This is a genomic window from Vibrio sp. St2, from assembly GCF_947311885.1.
Taxonomy (GTDB): domain Bacteria; phylum Pseudomonadota; class Gammaproteobacteria; order Enterobacterales; family Vibrionaceae; genus Vibrio; species Vibrio coralliilyticus.
In genome coordinates, this window is the sequence record NZ_CAMZNA010000007.1 from 212,587 (window position 1) to 228,939 (window position 16,353).

Sequence of the window (16,353 nt, forward strand, 5' to 3'; positions counted from 1 at the left end):
CGATGGGCGAAGGCAAGCACCGTCAGGTTCTCCTTACCTTCGCCTTTCCAATCACACCCTCCATGCTCGAACTGTCACCTCTGGCCTTCAGTGATATGTCGCCACTCGACCCAACTTCTCTTTCTGGCGCTCACTCCCGAATTGGGCCAAGTAGCGCAGCTAAGCTGCAGTATTCGCAAGCTTCTCTTGGTCTACTTTCTTGTATCCTTTATCATATAACCAGTAATCGAGAACATGATTTAAGCCAGAAGAAAAGAAGCATGGGAAAGAGTGAACAAAACAAAGAACAGAAGCGTAGAGACATATTAAGGGCATCTCAAAGTATATTTTTATCTGAAGGTTACGTGCTTGCAAGCATGGACAAAATCGCCTCAAAAGCTAACGTTACCAAGCAGACCGTATACCGTTATTACCCATCCAAAATCGAGTTGTTTCGTCAATCACTCTATGAAATGGGAAAAAAGTTTGATAAGAGTTTAATCCAGCATCTGAGTAAGGCTGATACCCAGCAAGCTTTGAATGACTTCGCCATGGAATTCGTTACTTTCCACCTATCAGACAAACATCTTTCGATCTTTAGATTGTTAGTTGCCGAAAGCGCTAAAGCTCCAGAGATAGTCGAAATATTTCAATCAGCGGGAGAGGAAGATTTACTAGCGGTACTCAAAGCCTTTTTCTTGGAGCGCTTTGGCGTAGAAGATTGCGACACATTATTCAGACTTTGGTTCGGTATGCTTTTATCGTTCAGATCAGAGCTCTTGATTGGCATGGACAAACCCTCGAAGGAGCAAATCGAACAGCACGTACTTGCCGCAAACGACTTGCTCATGCTATCTCTAAAGCAAGCCATCTAACACGTTAATGTCGACACAGGGAGGAAGCAAGTTTGCAACCTCCCTTACATTCTCATATGGACCAACGGAGGGACAATCGAATATCTCGGCCCGACGCGGGTATCCCAATTTCTTCACCAGTTTTGGGATCATACCTTACACTGGCATGATTGTAATAAAATCGATCAAAAATGTTCTCTATCGAAAATGCTAACTCTAAATCATCCTGACCACTAGGGAACCATAGTAAATGCGCACTATGGACTTGATATCCTGCTTTTTTCCCAGTAAACAGAGCCGAATTATTCAACGTCCTAACAAATACTGACTCCCAATCTAGCAGCAGACTTTTCTCCCACCAGTGATGAGTGAGCTCAAACACAAACTTATCACCAATGTCGGTGCCGACCCCAACATAGCTGTCGTCCAAAGGACGATTGTTTAACTCAGGGTTGCTTTTTGAGTAGTGTGCCTTCCACTGTGCGTTATCAAACTCTTTGAGAATCGACACGTTGAAACCATCGGTGGTGAGACAACCTAGGTTTTCATACACGCGATTCTGTGGACCCGTGGTCCCAAGAAAACCGATGACGTCCTTAATTTGCGTTGAAAAGAGCGTTGCTTCCAAAGACCACGATTCATATTCATAACCCACGCTTAATTCTCTGTTGCTCGCCCTCTCTTCTTTGAGCGCTTCACTCGGTGAGCTCACAATCGCAAAAACTTGTTTCAAAGATGGCCCTCTGAAAGCTTGGGCATAGCTGGCCCTAAGACTCCAATGATCTGTTAGATAATAGTCAACACCGATATTAGGGCTCGCCCCCTGCGCTGTCAGTGTTTCTCCACTGTAGGTCTTTAAGCGATAGTAATCATATCGTCCACCGTAGGTTACCAACAGATCCTCGTTTCCATAAACATCACCTTGATAGTAAAGCCCGGCAACACTACCGTCCTCTTTTGCCTGGTGCGTTTCGTAAACACCTTGGTCAAAACGAAACTCGGAGCCGTAGACAACATCATGGTTGGCAAAATGATTGCGGTTGCGGAGATCTAGTCCATAGGTATCGACGTACCCCTCATGGTTCATGGAACCGTCGGCAATGTTCATAAAGCTGTGGCTATGGTAAGCATTAACAGAAAGATCCAGTCGCTTCGTGGGATTCAAGAGATGGTACCCGATGGTAAAGGTATCCCTGTCGCTTTCTTGCCAACCTAGAGGGTTCCAGGGCAGTTCTCTGAGAACTGCTCTAGTCGGCCTTACCCCGCTGTCTCGTATCGTTTCATAAGAGACTTCTAGCGTCGAGGAGTCTGATAACTCACCTACCATACTAAACAAGTTATATGCGTTTTCACTCGCAGTCCCAGAGTACGTATTCCCCGCGCCATCTTTCAAATTGGAACTCTTGGCTCCACCAATGGACCACATTGCGCTCCAGTTGTCGTTCAATCGACCATACACGGTGGCACTCATTCGTTTCGCGTCATTATTGCTGTTGTAGCGTGTTGACAACATGGCTCCATAGGTCTGATTTGAACGTAGGAAGTCTTCCGCGTTTTTTGTTTCAAGACGAATTGCCCCGCCTAAGGCACCGAATCCATCCAAAGCGGACCCCGCACCTCTAACAACGTCAACCGACTTCAACAGCTCTGGCTCGACCAAGATACGACCGCGGGCTTGAAAAATTTGTCCTGACTGGGACGCTCCATTCAGGGTTATGTTGGCTTTCATATCCTCAATGCCTCGCAAATAGACTTTTTGGGTTCCATTAGCGCTTCCACTCACCGACACACCGGGCATATTAGAAAAAATACCGTCAATATCGTCTGATTGTCGGTTTTTGAAGTTATCAACATCAGAAAACAGATCGTACGTCCCAACGACTTGCATTGTTTCAATATCGCTATGATTGTCATGAGATTCTGCATGAACAACATTGTGCATTAATAATAAAATGGTCCCAAAAGGAATCTTGAATATAGAATCTGGCAAAGTTAAACCTATTTAACGTTGTTATAAATAGGCATTATCTCATTACTAGTTTCATTTTTAATTTCAAAAACTGCTAGTCCAATTGAAATAATTTCACATCAAGAGTAAATATCATTATATTTTATGCACAAATTTTTCACGACATGTATCTCTTGCAGCTATAAATTTTAATTATTTAAACCGATGAATGATCGATTTAATTTCTTTATATCAAAATAATAACCCAGCAAGAAATAGACCTTGCTGGGACTGCATTTTATTTTAATACTTTATTCGATAGAGCAGCGAATAAATAACGGGTAACACCACTAAAGTCAGAACCGTCGCAAATCCTAGGCCGAAGATAATCGTGACAGCCATTGAGCGGAAGAAGGCATCTGCTAGCAACGGCAACATCCCTAACATGGTCGTAATAGCCGCCATACACACAGGACGTACACGGCTGACACACGCATCCACAATGGCCGTTTGAATCTTTGAAGATCGAGACGATTCAATGTTGATCTGCTCTACCAAGACAATGCCGTTCTTAATGACCATACCGGATAAACTTAACATTCCTAGCAAAGCTGTGAAGCTAAAGGGCACGTTGAGTAACAACAACCCTGAAGCGATCCCGATGAGGCTCAATGGCACAGTGGCCCATATTGCAATTGGCTGGCGTAATGTTCCAAACAAAAGAACGGTAATCACAAACATAGCCAAGTAGCCAAATGGGACAGACCCAAACAGACTGCTCTGAGCTTCCGTAGACGTTTCAAACTCGCCACCCCACTCTAGGTGATATCCATCAGGCAGAGGGATCGACTCAATCTCTTCGCGCATTTTCTGACGCATTGACTCTGGAGTCTCATCCCCAAAAGGCTCGACATCTGCGAGAATACTTAGCATCCTTTTTAAGTTTCTGCGCATGATAAATGGGTCTTCCATTTCAACGTCAAACTCCTGTACCACTTGTTGGATCGGTACAAACGTTTGATGACTTTGGCTCCAAACTTGTACGTCATGAATTCTGTTTGCATCCAAACGCTCCACCTCTGGCGCTCGGGTCACGATAGGCGTTGTATAGCTGCCTTCTCGATAAATACCGACTTGTTTACCCGTGAAGTTGACCAGCAAAGCGTTGTCTAGCGCCGCCTTGGACACACCGCTCCGATGAGCAGCCGCTTCATCCATATTCGGGCGAATCACATAGACAGGCTGGCGCCAATTATTACGAATATCCACGGCCCCAGGGTGACTTTTCATGACATCCATTGCCTGTTGCCCGAGTTGACGAAGCACCGTCGGATCGGAGCCATAGAACCTCGCCTCGATCCTAGCGAGTGGGCTTGGGCCGTTTTCCAGTAGTTTGAACTTGTATTCAAATTCTGGATAGGTCGATTCAAAACGTTGTTTAATTTTTGGCAGCACATCCTGTATGGTATCTAAGCTGTCCACTTCAATGATCAGTTGCCCATAGCTGCTATAGACGTTTTCAGGACTGTACGTCAGAACAAAACGTTGGGCCCCCATTCCCATCACGGTCGTGACATTGTCAATCTCTTCAAAACTCAAGAGCTGTTGTTCCAACTGATGCATTTGCCTTTGATTTTCTCGAATATCCGTGCCTTCTTGCATCCAGACGTCTACGAAAAACACCGGAGTATTCGAAGGAGGAAAAAAAGACTCCTTGATGTGAGAGAAACCAAACAAAGCCGCTGCCATGGCTGAAATCGTCAGCATCAATGATAACCAGCGGAATCGTAAAGCAACCTTTAATACTTTTCGATACAAGCCAAATAGTGCTCCTCTGTATGGATCAGAGAGTTCCCCTACCATGGCCTGCTTTGGCTCATCGAAAAACAGGAAACAGAAAAATGGGGTGAGTGTAAGTGCCAGCAGCCAACTTACGCTGAGTGAGATTAACAGAACTTTGAAAAGAGAATTTAGAAATTCACCAGTCGTATCAGGAGAAAGACCAATTGGCGCAAATGCGATAATGGCGACTACCGTGGCTCCCAGCAAAGGCCAGGTATTTTGCCGTACAACCAATTTTATCGATTCAAGCTTTGAAAGCCCTCGTTGTAACCCAACAAGTATGCCCTCAGTAACAACAATCGCATTGTCTACCAACATGCCTAAAGCGATGATTAGAGCACCAAGCGAAATCAGCTGTAACTGTATCGAGAACAGATGCATACCGATAAAGGTCCCAGAAATGGTAAGGAGAAGAATCGCTCCCATCAGAAGACCTGAACGGACGCCCATTGCGGCAAGTAGCACCACTATCACGATGGCAATTGCTTGCAGTAAACTCACGAGAAAGTCGCTGACAGCCTTGTCAACAATATCGGCCTGATTATAGACTTGCGACAGCATCAGGCCGAATGGGCGTTCCGACTCGAGTTGCCCCAGACGCGCAGTGACACTTTCTCCTATCTCTACAACGTTCACTCCCTTAGAAAAGGAAATACCTAATGATAATGCTTTATCTCCATTGCTATGATATAGGTTCAGTGGTGTATCGTTATAATCCCTGTAAACATTGGCAATATCTCTTAAATGCACTACATCGCTGCGTCCAGGAATATTGATTGTTAATTGTTTTAAATCTTCTAGGTTTTGGTACTCTCCAGAAGGATGAATTCGAATGGAATGCCCTTCAACCAACAAACGCCCTGCATTAGACACGGTGTTTTGGTCGTTTATCTGCTGATAGATTAATTCTGGGTCAACGCCTAAAGAGACTAATTTTTCGAGCGCTATTTCGACGATAATTTGCTCTTCAACCTGTCCAGCGATACTCACCTTTTTAACGCCTTTCACTAAAGTGAGTTCCCTACGCAACGTTTTGGCGTACTCCTCAAGCTCTCGATAGCTGTAATCCGAACCACTAATGCTGTACAGCATTCCATACACATCGCTAAAGTCATCGTTCACAATGGAGGTTAAGGCCGATGGGGGCATCGAGCTTTGAATATCGCCCACTTTCCGCCTTAATTCATCCCAGATCTGAGGGTATTGTTCTGATGTGAATTGCTCAGAGATCTCCACCGTGATCTGCGAAGTGCCGGCACTGGAGACCGAGGTGATGTTTTTTATGTATTCGAGTTCTTGTATGGCACGCTCTAACGGCAGCGTTACTTCTTCCTCAACTTGTTCGGGTGAAGCACCTGGATATTGTGTGTTTACCATAGCCTGGGGAATCGGGAATTCTGGAAACTCTAATTGACCCAGCCTACTAAAGGAAAACGCGCCTCCAACGAGTAACAGAATCACAAAGATCCAACTCACGACTTGGTTCTTAATGGAATATTCAGCAATGTTCATTGTTACAAGCCTCGCTCTCGATGGAGTGGTTTCACTAACACGCCTTCTTTCACACGACTCAAACCCGCACTCACGATCTGCTCTCCCTCTCGCACGCCTCCAGTCACGACAACACCATGGTTAGTGATTTCAGATACGGTGACCAAACGAGGACTTAGCATTTGACTTTCAGAGTTGAAAACCCACACACGGTAGTCATCATTCGCCGGCTCTTTCTGCACGGAGGTGATTGGAAGAATGAATATCTCATCACGTCGTTCTTTACCTTTGAGTGCATGTAGGTCTAACGTCAATGTCCCAGTCATCCCGGGATAAATGATAAATTCTTTCGGTGCTGGCAAAGAGAAGGTCACTTCGTAGGATTGTGTGCCGGGGGTAACTTGCGTTGAATGCTTTTTATAGGTCACCGAATACGCTACATGGCTGTTTTCAGAAAAAGAAACATACGGTTGATAATTCTCATCAATCTCTTCCTCCTTGAGCTGAGCTAACAAGCTCTCAGGCAACTGAATGGTAATGTCTAATTTGCTGTTATCTTGTAACTTGACGACGAGTTGTTGCGCTTCAACAGACTGAAAATTGTCCACTAACGTCTGCGCGATTCGCCCTGAAAAGGGAGCAACTAACGTCGTATCTATCAGGTTGTTTTTAGCTTGTTGTACGGCTACCTCAGCCGCTTTCAATCGCGTTTCTGCATTTTCAAAAACAGATGGAGATACCATTTTTTTTTGCAGCAGTCGCTCAACTCGGTAAAACTCTGATTTCGCTAAGTCGTATTCCGTCTCGCGAGCCTCGAGTTCATTCAAAGCGTCTCTATTATCCAGTACCGCGAGGGAGTCTCCCTTCTCCACAAATGCCCCTTCGCTGGCTGGCAATCTAACAAGCTCTCCCGCTAGTCTAAAAGAGAGATTCGCTTCTTGGTGGGGCTCAACAATTGCAGGAAAAGTTCGCAAAAACTGCTGATTATCATTAGTAATGGTATACAGCTTAACCGGCCGGATACGATCGGTAGTTGTGACGCTCTGTTCGCTCTCTTGACAACCAACCATGGTAAGAAGCGATAAAGTAGCAACAGAACTGAGTCGGAATACCTTAACGATGGTATTAGGAGTCATTGTCAACATCCTCTAAGTAATGATCTAAGTGATTTTTATGCTGATTAGTGTTTCAACAGATAGAAGTTAAGCATGCGTCGATTCGCAGTCTTGCTTGGTATGAATTACTGCGCCATTTACGTTTTCAACAAGGCGAAGGCAGGTCACAAAGTGATGCTATCAAACCCACAACACAATACTGGTTAGTATGATTTTATATTTTAATGTTTGTGTCAACAATAAATCATACTATATAGTATGAAAAAATCACAAATGACGAGCAATGCAGTGAAAGGTCAAATAAACAAAAACAAAAAGCGACAGATGATTATTGACGGAGCGAGACAAGTTTTTCTCTCAGAGGGGTACTCTAATGCAAACATGGATCACATTGCCGAAGCGGCGAAAGTGACGAAACAAACCGTATATAGATATTTTCCATCGAAGTTAGATTTATTTCAGAGCGTTATCTGTGAGATGGAAATGCAATTTGACTTCTCTCTATTGAACCACTTGTTTGGAGGAAGCGCACGGGAAGCCTTGGATCAATTCGCATACAAGTATGTGCAGTTCACCATTTCGGAGGATAGCCTTGCTACCTACCGTTTTTTGATCAGCGAATATGCTCATATGTCTAACCAAAGCTGCCATTACCTTGTGGCTAAAGAAATCACAGAGCACATCCTTCGGTTTATAGAGCGTCGCTTCGGGTTGAGACAAACCGAATCACCCACGGCAGAAGAAGCAATACAACTCTGGTTTGCTATGCTCCTCTCGTTAAGATCAGACTTGATTATGGGCATGCCAAAACCTGCCGACGACCAAGTATTCCGGCACGCCATCATCGCAAACAGCATTTTGCTAAGTGCCATAACATAGTTGATCACCGCTCTCAAATACCCAGCGCTCCGCCAGTCTTTCTGGCAAACACACTTTGAACTCTTGCTCATAACCCCAACTGACAACCATCCCTGAGAAGCGTCTCTTCTATAAAATAACACTAACACCATGTTTTTTAATCCTTTTAATTTCAACATAAAAAATAATCATACCAATTGGTATGATTTTAATTGACATATTTTGAGCACCAATTATCATACTGGTCAGTATTATAATTTAAAGGAGAGCAGATATGTCTTCATCCACACTAACGAAACCGTCAAATACCTATTCGCGTGCTCAAGGAATTGCAATTGCCGTCGTGGGAGCGGCGTTAATGAGTCTCGATCCAATATTCATCCGCTACTCAGGCGTTAGTGGTTTTGACACCGCTTTCTTATTCGGACTGTTTACCGCGATTTCAATGTCGGTGTTACTTCAAGTCACCGACAAGAAAGGTTTGATTCGAATTATGATCGAAGGGGGGTGGCCATTATTTTTCGCTGGCCTACTGATGGTCGGCAGTGCTTCTGGCCTTGTATTTAGTGTCAAGAACACCTCAGTCGCCAACACATTTGTGATTTTGAGCAGTACTCCGGCTATCGCCGCCGTCTTTAGCTGGTTCCTTCTGAAAGAGAAGACAACGCCAAAAACAATGCTAGCCATAGGTGCAACGATCATCGGTATTCTGATTGTTGTATCAGGCTCGATTGGTTCTGGGCACGGTGGTTCCGGCGCAGAGCACTGGACTGGAGATCTAATGGCAGCAGGCGCCGTGATTTGTTTGTCGTTAATGTTTGTGCTCTTGCGTAAATACCCACATGTAAATCGCATGGCCAGTGTGGCTTTGGGTGGCTTGTTTGTTGCGATCACTATGTCGTTCTTTGCCGAACCTTCGACCTATTCCAACAACACATGGTTTGTTATGGCCGCCATGGGCATGTTTTCAGCTCCAATAGGCCGCGTGTTAACGAAAGTCGCAACGCGCTATGCATCTGCACCAGAAGTAACGATGACGTTAATGTTAGAGACTGTGCTCGCACCAGTTTGGGCGTTCATCTTCTTCCGAGAAATACCGGCGTTAAACAGCATGATCGGTGGCTGCTTGATTTTCATTACCATCGCTCTTTACACAATTGATGCCTTCAAGTCAGAAAAAGCTTCTAGCTAAACTGGCCACGAATTTTTTCACTACGAAATAGGAAGAAAAGAAATGAAAGCTATAGAACTTGTGAGCTATGAATTTTGTCCTTTTGTTCAGCCAGCGATCATCACATTATTGGAGAAAGAGATTCCGTTTAAACTCACTTACTTAGACTTGGATAACAAACCAAAGTGGTTCACTGATCGCGTTCCTTCTGGCCAATCACCTGCTTTGATTGTTGATGAAAGTGTGCTGACTGAATCATACGTGATCAACGAATACTTGGATGAAATTACGTCAAACAGCTTGCACCCTAAGGACGTTTATGGGAAAGCCAATAATCGAGTTTGGATTAAATTCAGTTATCAGATACTGGACGCATACTATGAGACAAAAATAGCTGATTCGCGTAGTCAGTACGAAGCGGAAAAACATAAGCTGATCAATCTGTTGAAAAATTTGGAGACCGAGGTTCAGGGTAAAAACTATTTCAATGGCGACGAGTTCTGCTTGGTAGATACGTTCTTTGCTCCTGTATTTCGCTGCATCGCACTCTTAGATAACCATTATTCCACGAAGATATTAAAGCAAACACCTGGATTAATGAAGTGGTCGGAGAATCTATTGAATAGAGAATCGGTAAAAAAATCCATTTCAGAGAATTTTAATGATATTTCGATAGAAAGAATTAAATTCAGTAGTTCTATACTAAATAATGACAAAGCCAATTAAACCAACCGATTTGTAACAGCGACACTAGCAATATACACCTTTAATATAAAACGCTGTTCTCATCACAAAAACACTTCATAGTTTTACGTCTAGGCAAAGGCAACATAGGGCTATTCTCATCTAATGACAATAGTCCTAGTATTTTCGTTGATTATTTTCATTAAAAATAAAAATGAAAATAAGTAGGACAAATAAAAACACAAGGTTATTGTCATGTTGACGATAGAGAAACTTTCAAATGGAAAGATTTTAGATGTTGATATTATCGAGTCTAATACAGAATTACAAACTATCGGACACCATCGAAATGAGTACTACAAAATTTTTGTCGTATTGGACGGTAAGGGATATCATTGTATTGATTTCGAAGACCACTTATTAAGTAAGTTTAAAGTCTACTTTATTCAGCCCGGTCAGATACACAGTATTACAAAAAAACCGACAAAAATGTATGCTATATCCTTCAAGTCAGAAGCCATCAACGTTGACTACAGAAGTCAATCTATTTTGAATAGTTTGTTTTTTCAACACCACTCGAATCAACCTTATATCTCTATAGACTCGTCGGGGCTAAACATCATTAGTAATATACTTGAAATTATTAGAGATGAACTATCAAGAAATGTCATTGATTACGATATCATCAGTGATTTATTTATCGGATCATTAAAGTTCATTTACAGATATATGCCAAGCCGACTACCAATCAGTGTAAAAGACGATAGAATCGTCTCACTATACTCCTTAATAGAACAACATATGTCTGAGCATAAAGACGTAGATTTTTACTCTGAAAAGCTATCCATCGGATCTAAAAGATTAAATCAAGTCACCAAGGAACATTTAAATAAAACTGTTACTCAAATAATTCACGAGAAAATTATAACGGAGACCAAACGAAAACTTGCGTTTACCAACGCCCCAGTAAAAGCCATTTCGATCGACATGGGGTTTAAAGACCTTGGTTATTTCTGCCGATTTTATAAGAAGCATACAGGCGAGTCACCAAAAAAGTTTAGAGATAACTGGAACAGCCAACAATTCCAAATAATCCAATTGAATTAGAAAATAGTCCAGTGACGAGTGATTACCTTATATGTATTATTTATTCGTTCTTATCAATCTAGAACTAATAAATAAAATGGAATTAATATGAAATTTAAAAAAATAGCTATCGTTGTTTCAATAGCAGCATGTGGTAATAATGTCATTGCAGCTGAGATTTACAAAAGTGATGCCGAGACTCTTTCTATTGGAGGGCACCTAACCGTCGGTGTTGGTGAAACTGGTTCGAATAAAGATGTTGAAGTTCATCAGGTTTCTCCGCGTATTAATATTGAAGGTAAAAGAGATATTGGTAACGACATTATCATTGACGCAAAAGGGGAATGGGCTCTGAATTACCTAGATGGTGGCGAAGAGTCATTCAAAACTCGTTTGGGTTACATTGGTGCAACACATGACACTTACGGGCGCCTTGTTGTCGGCACACAGTGGTCACCGTACTACGACGTAGCAGGGGTAGCGGATATGCCTCTGATGTTTGGTAACGATTTTATCTACAGTAACCATGGCACTTTGGGCACTGGTAGAGCAGAAAAAATGGTGAGCTACCGAAACAAGTTTTCGATTAACGAATCAATCTCTATTGGCCTAGGAGCAGGCTGGCAGGGCAAGCATCAGGAATCAACGGCTGAGTACAGTGCTCGTGGACAAGTAGCGCTGAGTGCTTCGATTGATGAACTGACATTCGGCTATGCGTACAACGGCGGGGATATCGATCAACAGAAAGCTGAGTCAAGCATCTACTCACTGAGTTACGGTAACTTTGGTAAAGGCATCTACGTTGGGCTTGTCTACGGAGACAACGAAAACTTCTATACTCCAAGTGGCTTAAGTAGTGCTTTAGCCGACTCTTCACAATATGAAGCCGTTCTTGCTTATGGATTTGATAACAGCCTAACACTGAGTATCAACTATGAAGAAGTCGAAGATGAAAAAACGAACAAGACTCAATACAGTCACAGTGCGTTTCAGGCCGAATACAACCTTGCACCTAAACTAAGAGGCTACGCCGCCTATCAACTAGATCTAGGTGACGATAACGCTTTAACCGAAGATGACGATAAATGGTCAATCGGTGTGAGATATTATCTGTAAGGAAAAGTAGACTACTGCCCTAACACATATTGTGTTGACGCTTATCTATATTCGATAAGCGTTTTTTTTAACTAATAAAAGCTTAACCTTTCATTAGTTTTTACTTTAAAACTAATTAAATACTGCCATTTAACATAATGAAAATTGTATACATATTAGAAGATGATATTTTATTTTCTCCGGAAGACTATAGTATAGAATATCTAAAAAATAATAGAACAATGAGACTTGGTTCAAATGAGTGTCAACTTTTGTTATTTTTAATTAATAATAAAGGTAAAGTTTTGGAACGAGAAACCTTAATACACACACTCTGGAAAAAGAAAAATTCATTAGTCGAAGACTCAAGCCTGACCCAATCAGTGTCTACATTAAGGCGAATTTTAAAAGACAATGCTAGCGCACCGAAATTCATAAAAACCATACCCAAACATGGTTATATTTTTATATCAAAAGTAACAAAAACAGATGAAGGTAATCGAGAGAAAATATCTAACAATAAAAAAATCGACTATAAAGAAGGTATTTTTAATGGGGCCTTAGTCCCTCAATTAGAGATGTTCAACAAAAAGTTACTAAGACACGACTACTATATAATGTTAATCGTCTTCATTATTATTATCAAAGACCATATAATTGGGTTCATAAATAATATCAAGTAAAACACCGATTCCTATGGAATTGGCTAAACCCAATACCGCTCTCGCATAACTGCCTACAATCAACACTCTTGGTATTACTACACTTTACTGCAGGTTGAGACCAAGAGCTAACAACCAACAGCGCTTCAAGCCGGGTTTTAGAGTTAAGAGTAACGAACCAAACCGACTTCAGTCCCCCAAAACAAAACATTGTACGAGAAAAGGTTTGGCGCGCTGTGGTAGCGAGACCATTTATCGTGACTACAAGATATCGTTTTTTGTCTCCCCTTAAAGACACATTCCGGAACGAGCCAAAGAATAAGAGAAATCGGATGTTGTACACATCTGGCTTCATTGACTTTATGGATAAACATGAGGGTATGACCGCCACAGTCAGGTTGTAAGTGAAACAGAGAATGGTTGATTAAGCGCTATACAACACGCTGAGCCTATCATTTATTTATTAATCGCCTGTTTTCACTATGCTAATTATTGCTTAGTTATCACACACAATCGATGTACTATTGAGAGCCGAAAGTTGAACAGACTGAATCACTTATGCTTAGAATTATAATCAATGCCTTTCCGCTGTGGGTGGTATTGGGTTCCGTTGTCGCTTATCTGCAACCTGCGATATTTGCTCCCCTCAAACCCCAAATCGTCCCTTTGCTGATGCTCATCATGTTGTCCATGGGCTTAACGCTCACACTCGATGACTTTAAACGTGTCACATCCAGTGTGAAGGCGGTGACAGTCGGGCTCATTCTTCAGTTCTCCGTCATGCCACTGAGTGCGCTGTTTGTCGCTCACGCCTTTGACATGGATATGGCACTCACCATTGGTATGGTGTTGGTTGGCAGTGTCGCGGGAGGCACCGCCTCAAATGTGATCTGTTATCTGGCTAAGGGCAATGTCGCCTTATCCATCACCATGACCGCTTTTTCCACCTTGATAGGCGTGATGATGACCCCGTTTTTAGTCGATGCCCTTCTGGGCGTGAACGTCGACGTCCCCGTTGGACCAATGGTGCTCAATCTGGTGAAAATCGTCATTATCCCGATCACCCTTGGGATCACCCTCAACCACTTCTTTCGTCGTCCAGTGATGACAATAGCCCCCGTGTTGCCGCTTGTCTCGATGCTCTCGATTGTCATGGCCATCGCCATTATCGTCGCCCTTAACCATGATAAGATTGCCATCGTCGGATTGGGGGTCGCGCTGGCGGTCATCTTGCACAATGCCATGGGGCTTGTTTTGGGTTACTGGGTTTGCAGAGCGCTCAAGTTTGACTATGTGACCTGTAAGACGATTGCGATCGAGGTTGGTTTACAAAATTCTGGATTGGCCACGGCATTAGCGCTCAAATTTTTCTCTCCCATCTCGGCACTGCCTGCGGCGCTTTTTTCTATCTGGCACAACTTGTCAGGCTCGATACTCGCGCATTATTGGTCACGAGATAAACGCAAGCGTTCGCGCGATCTCTCCGTGTCTTAGAACACGGAAAGGGAGATGAGGTCAATACGTTGACCGTCACGTCACCATACTGAGCGCCCCAACTCACGCTTTTCGCGGGCGCTCTACCATTCACTTTGCCCTGTACGCCTTTGATCATGAATGTGCGCCACGGGCGTGTTTCAAGGGGAAATACTTTTGTCACAGAATTCGTATGTCCAGGCGTTGGATTGGTTTTTGCGTCACAACGTCTTGGCGAATGGCTACACCTTAACCCGCCCCATCGCGTTAGACCCTTACCCTCAGAATAGTCAGTATGACGCGCTCGCGTTCTCCATTGATGGTCAACAAATCCTGTATAGAAAGGGCCATGTTACGCCCGATAGGCCAGGGCACTTTCTCACCATCTGGAAGCGCTCTGATGGGGAGGGTCCCGACTCGAAAAAGACGAGGCCTTTTGAGAAACCGGATTTGGATTACCTGTTTGTGGAGGTCCATGATCACCAAACCTCCAAACAAGGGATGTTTATCTTTCCCTTATCGGTGCTGCTACAGAAAGGGGTGGTCAGGTCAGAGAAAGCGAAAGGGAAAATGGCCGTGCGAGTCTTCCCTCCTTGGACTTCGAGTCGGGGTGAGGAGAAGTCTCAAGTGTTTTCTGAGTCGGCCAAGCGAACACAGCGTTGGCAATGTGAGTACTTTGTCTGGATGGAAAACAATGTGATCACCGATGTCGAAAAATTTGCCCATCTCTTTGGCGCGCCTTTAAACTAGGGTGCCAAGTGCCTTTCACTCAGGGTTGTTGGTGAGCGCCTAGGTATCACCGCGCTCGCTCCCTTGCCATACCTCAGGCCATCTATGAATGGCTCATCCAGAACAATCATATCCTCGACATTGGCCCTCGAGTTATTGATGACCTTGTTGCCCTTCCAATTAACACGGACGTAAAAGGCTCGCTTGTGCCCGCTTCGTCGCTCATACACGGATTGTCTTCATTCTCCTCGTAACATTTTGCGCTTCCCCTGCCTCAGGCGCTTCGAATCGCCGTGCCTTGCCGCTTTCATTCAATAAACCCTTCTGCGTCACCATTTTTTGGGGACATTACTTTAATTTTATACATTTATTATGAAGGTGATTGAATAATATAAACAATTGAAACCTATGGACAAATTAATTATCACCGCCGCCGTCAACGGCGGGATCACCCCAAGAAGTAAGCAACCGGCAATACCACACACACCGAAAGAGATTGCTGACGCCGTCATCCAGTGCAGCCAAGCTGGTGCAAGCGTCGCCCACATTCACGCTCGGGATGACGCTGGTCGGCCCTCCTATGACCAAGCTGTGTGGCGCGAGATCATAGAGCGAATCCGCGAACGTTCCGACATCCTTCTTAACCTCAGCACTTCGGGCCTAAACCTGCCAAAAAATAGCCCGGAAGAGGAGGCTTGGAACCACCTCGAGTACCGTCCAGAAATCGCCTCTTTCAACTGTGGCTCGGTCAATCACGGTGATAAGCCCTTCATCAACAGCCCCGCGCTCGCCAAAAAACTCGCGCAGGCACTTAAAGCCAATCAGGTCATGCCGGAGATTGAGATCTACCATTCCGGTGTCATTCACGAAGCCGTCACGCTCCAGCAACAAGGCTACCTTGGTGAAAGGCTGGTGTTTGCCTTTGCGATGGGCATTCACGGTGGGGTCCGCCCAACCTGCAAAGATCTGCTGCACCTGGTGGACAGTCTGCCCACCAACAGTTTGTGGTCAGCCATCGGCATCGGTCAGGCGCAATTGCCGCTCAACACTTACTCGATTTTACTCGGGGGGCATGTGCGCACCGGACTCGAGGACAACATCTATTACCGAAAAGGTGAGCTCGCCACCAGCAATGCCCAGTTAGTCGATCGTGTCGTCCGACTGTCTCATGAGCTGGGCAGAGACGTAGCCACCGTGAACGAAGCCAGAGCCCTGTTAGGCCTCAGCCGCTCCCAACCCCAAACCAACCCTATCGCAGCGGCGACAATATAACCCCTCAAGACAAGGAATAACGACTGTGTTACCTCTTCAAACTGACATTCACCCGTATACAATGTGCATAGAAGGCGCACCGCTGAGTGACGAC

Annotated in this window: 13 protein-coding genes; 10 read left to right on the forward strand and 3 right to left on the reverse strand. The window is 44.0% G+C overall.

All coding sequences use genetic code 11. The features are described from left to right. Positions 1-2 precede the first annotated feature (2 nt). Positions 3-854: a TetR/AcrR family transcriptional regulator gene (locus QMA41_RS19230; protein ID WP_281630374.1), complete on the forward strand. Its 852-nt coding sequence runs from the start codon at positions 3-5 to the stop codon at positions 852-854. Between the two features lie 52 nt (positions 855-906). On the opposite strand, the gene QMA41_RS19235 is transcribed toward QMA41_RS19230, so the two are convergent. From QMA41_RS19235 to QMA41_RS19245, 3 genes are all read right to left on the reverse strand, one after another. Then, a complete protein-coding gene (locus QMA41_RS19235; RefSeq protein ID WP_281630375.1) occupies positions 907-2,823 on the reverse strand; it encodes a TonB-dependent receptor in 1,917 nt (638 codons plus the stop codon). A gap of 261 nt (positions 2,824-3,084) precedes the next feature. Continuing rightward, positions 3,085-6,135, reverse strand: coding sequence for an efflux RND transporter permease subunit (locus QMA41_RS19240; protein ID WP_235676612.1), 3,051 nt, complete (start codon positions 6,133-6,135; stop codon positions 3,085-3,087). Positions 6,136-6,137: 2 nt separating this feature from the next. Further along, positions 6,138-7,250 carry an efflux RND transporter periplasmic adaptor subunit gene (locus tag QMA41_RS19245; protein ID WP_281630376.1) on the reverse strand — a complete coding sequence of 371 codons (1,113 nt, stop codon included), beginning with the start codon at positions 7,248-7,250 and terminating at the stop codon, positions 6,138-6,140. Between the two features lie 237 nt (positions 7,251-7,487). On the opposite strand from QMA41_RS19245, the gene QMA41_RS19250 reads away from it, so the two are divergent. The 9 genes from QMA41_RS19250 (at position 7,488) to QMA41_RS19290 (ending at position 16,259) form a co-directional block, all read left to right on the forward strand. After that, positions 7,488-8,108: a TetR/AcrR family transcriptional regulator gene (locus QMA41_RS19250; RefSeq protein ID WP_235676614.1), complete on the forward strand. Its 621-nt coding sequence runs from the start codon at positions 7,488-7,490 to the stop codon at positions 8,106-8,108. 253 nt (positions 8,109-8,361) lie between these two features. Next, the gene (locus QMA41_RS19255; protein ID WP_235676615.1) at positions 8,362-9,279 is read left to right on the forward strand and encodes a DMT family transporter; all 918 of its coding nucleotides are present in this window, start codon (positions 8,362-8,364) and stop codon (positions 9,277-9,279) included. Between the two features lie 42 nt (positions 9,280-9,321). Next, positions 9,322-9,984 (forward strand): glutathione S-transferase family protein, encoded by a 663-nt coding sequence (locus tag QMA41_RS19260; RefSeq protein WP_235676616.1) that lies wholly within the window; start codon positions 9,322-9,324, stop codon positions 9,982-9,984. A 213-nt stretch (positions 9,985-10,197) separates the two neighbouring features. Next, positions 10,198-11,049: a helix-turn-helix domain-containing protein gene (locus QMA41_RS19265; RefSeq protein WP_235676617.1), complete on the forward strand. Its 852-nt coding sequence runs from the start codon at positions 10,198-10,200 to the stop codon at positions 11,047-11,049. Positions 11,050-11,136: 87 nt separating this feature from the next. Then, the gene (locus QMA41_RS19270) at positions 11,137-12,144 is read left to right on the forward strand and encodes a porin (RefSeq protein ID WP_235676618.1); all 1,008 of its coding nucleotides are present in this window, start codon (positions 11,137-11,139) and stop codon (positions 12,142-12,144) included. Positions 12,145-12,281: 137 nt separating this feature from the next. Then, positions 12,282-12,806, forward strand: coding sequence for a winged helix-turn-helix domain-containing protein (locus QMA41_RS19275; protein WP_235676619.1), 525 nt, complete (start codon positions 12,282-12,284; stop codon positions 12,804-12,806). A 537-nt stretch (positions 12,807-13,343) separates the two neighbouring features. After that, positions 13,344-14,279 carry a bile acid:sodium symporter family protein gene (locus tag QMA41_RS19280; RefSeq protein ID WP_235676620.1) on the forward strand — a complete coding sequence of 312 codons (936 nt, stop codon included), beginning with the start codon at positions 13,344-13,346 and terminating at the stop codon, positions 14,277-14,279. Positions 14,280-14,435: 156 nt separating this feature from the next. Continuing rightward, entirely contained in the window at positions 14,436-15,008 is a 573-nt protein-coding gene (locus tag QMA41_RS19285) for a MepB family protein (protein ID WP_235676621.1), read from the forward strand. A gap of 387 nt (positions 15,009-15,395) precedes the next feature. Next, positions 15,396-16,259, forward strand: coding sequence for a 3-keto-5-aminohexanoate cleavage protein (locus QMA41_RS19290; protein WP_052126644.1), 864 nt, complete (start codon positions 15,396-15,398; stop codon positions 16,257-16,259). The last annotated feature ends 94 nt before the right edge of the window (positions 16,260-16,353 follow it).

Excerpts from the sequence above, each read along its gene's own strand:
- QMA41_RS19230 (WP_281630374.1), top strand. The coding sequence starts at position 3 with ATGGGCGAAGGCAAGCACCGTCAGGTTCTCCTTACCTTCGCCTTTCCA.
- QMA41_RS19240 (WP_235676612.1), bottom strand. The coding sequence starts at position 6,135 with ATGAACATTGCTGAATATTCCATTAAGAACCAAGTCGTGAGTTGGATC.
- QMA41_RS19245 (WP_281630376.1), bottom strand. The coding sequence starts at position 7,250 with ATGACTCCTAATACCATCGTTAAGGTATTCCGACTCAGTTCTGTTGCT.
- QMA41_RS19250 (WP_235676614.1), top strand. The coding sequence starts at position 7,488 with ATGAAAAAATCACAAATGACGAGCAATGCAGTGAAAGGTCAAATAAAC.
- QMA41_RS19255 (WP_235676615.1), top strand. The coding sequence starts at position 8,362 with ATGTCTTCATCCACACTAACGAAACCGTCAAATACCTATTCGCGTGCT.
- QMA41_RS19260 (WP_235676616.1), top strand. The coding sequence starts at position 9,322 with ATGAAAGCTATAGAACTTGTGAGCTATGAATTTTGTCCTTTTGTTCAG.
- QMA41_RS19265 (WP_235676617.1), top strand. The coding sequence starts at position 10,198 with ATGTTGACGATAGAGAAACTTTCAAATGGAAAGATTTTAGATGTTGAT.
- QMA41_RS19270 (WP_235676618.1), top strand. The coding sequence starts at position 11,137 with ATGAAATTTAAAAAAATAGCTATCGTTGTTTCAATAGCAGCATGTGGT.
- QMA41_RS19275 (WP_235676619.1), top strand. The coding sequence starts at position 12,282 with ATGAAAATTGTATACATATTAGAAGATGATATTTTATTTTCTCCGGAA.
- QMA41_RS19280 (WP_235676620.1), top strand. The coding sequence starts at position 13,344 with ATGCTTAGAATTATAATCAATGCCTTTCCGCTGTGGGTGGTATTGGGT.
- QMA41_RS19290 (WP_052126644.1), top strand. The coding sequence starts at position 15,396 with ATGGACAAATTAATTATCACCGCCGCCGTCAACGGCGGGATCACCCCA.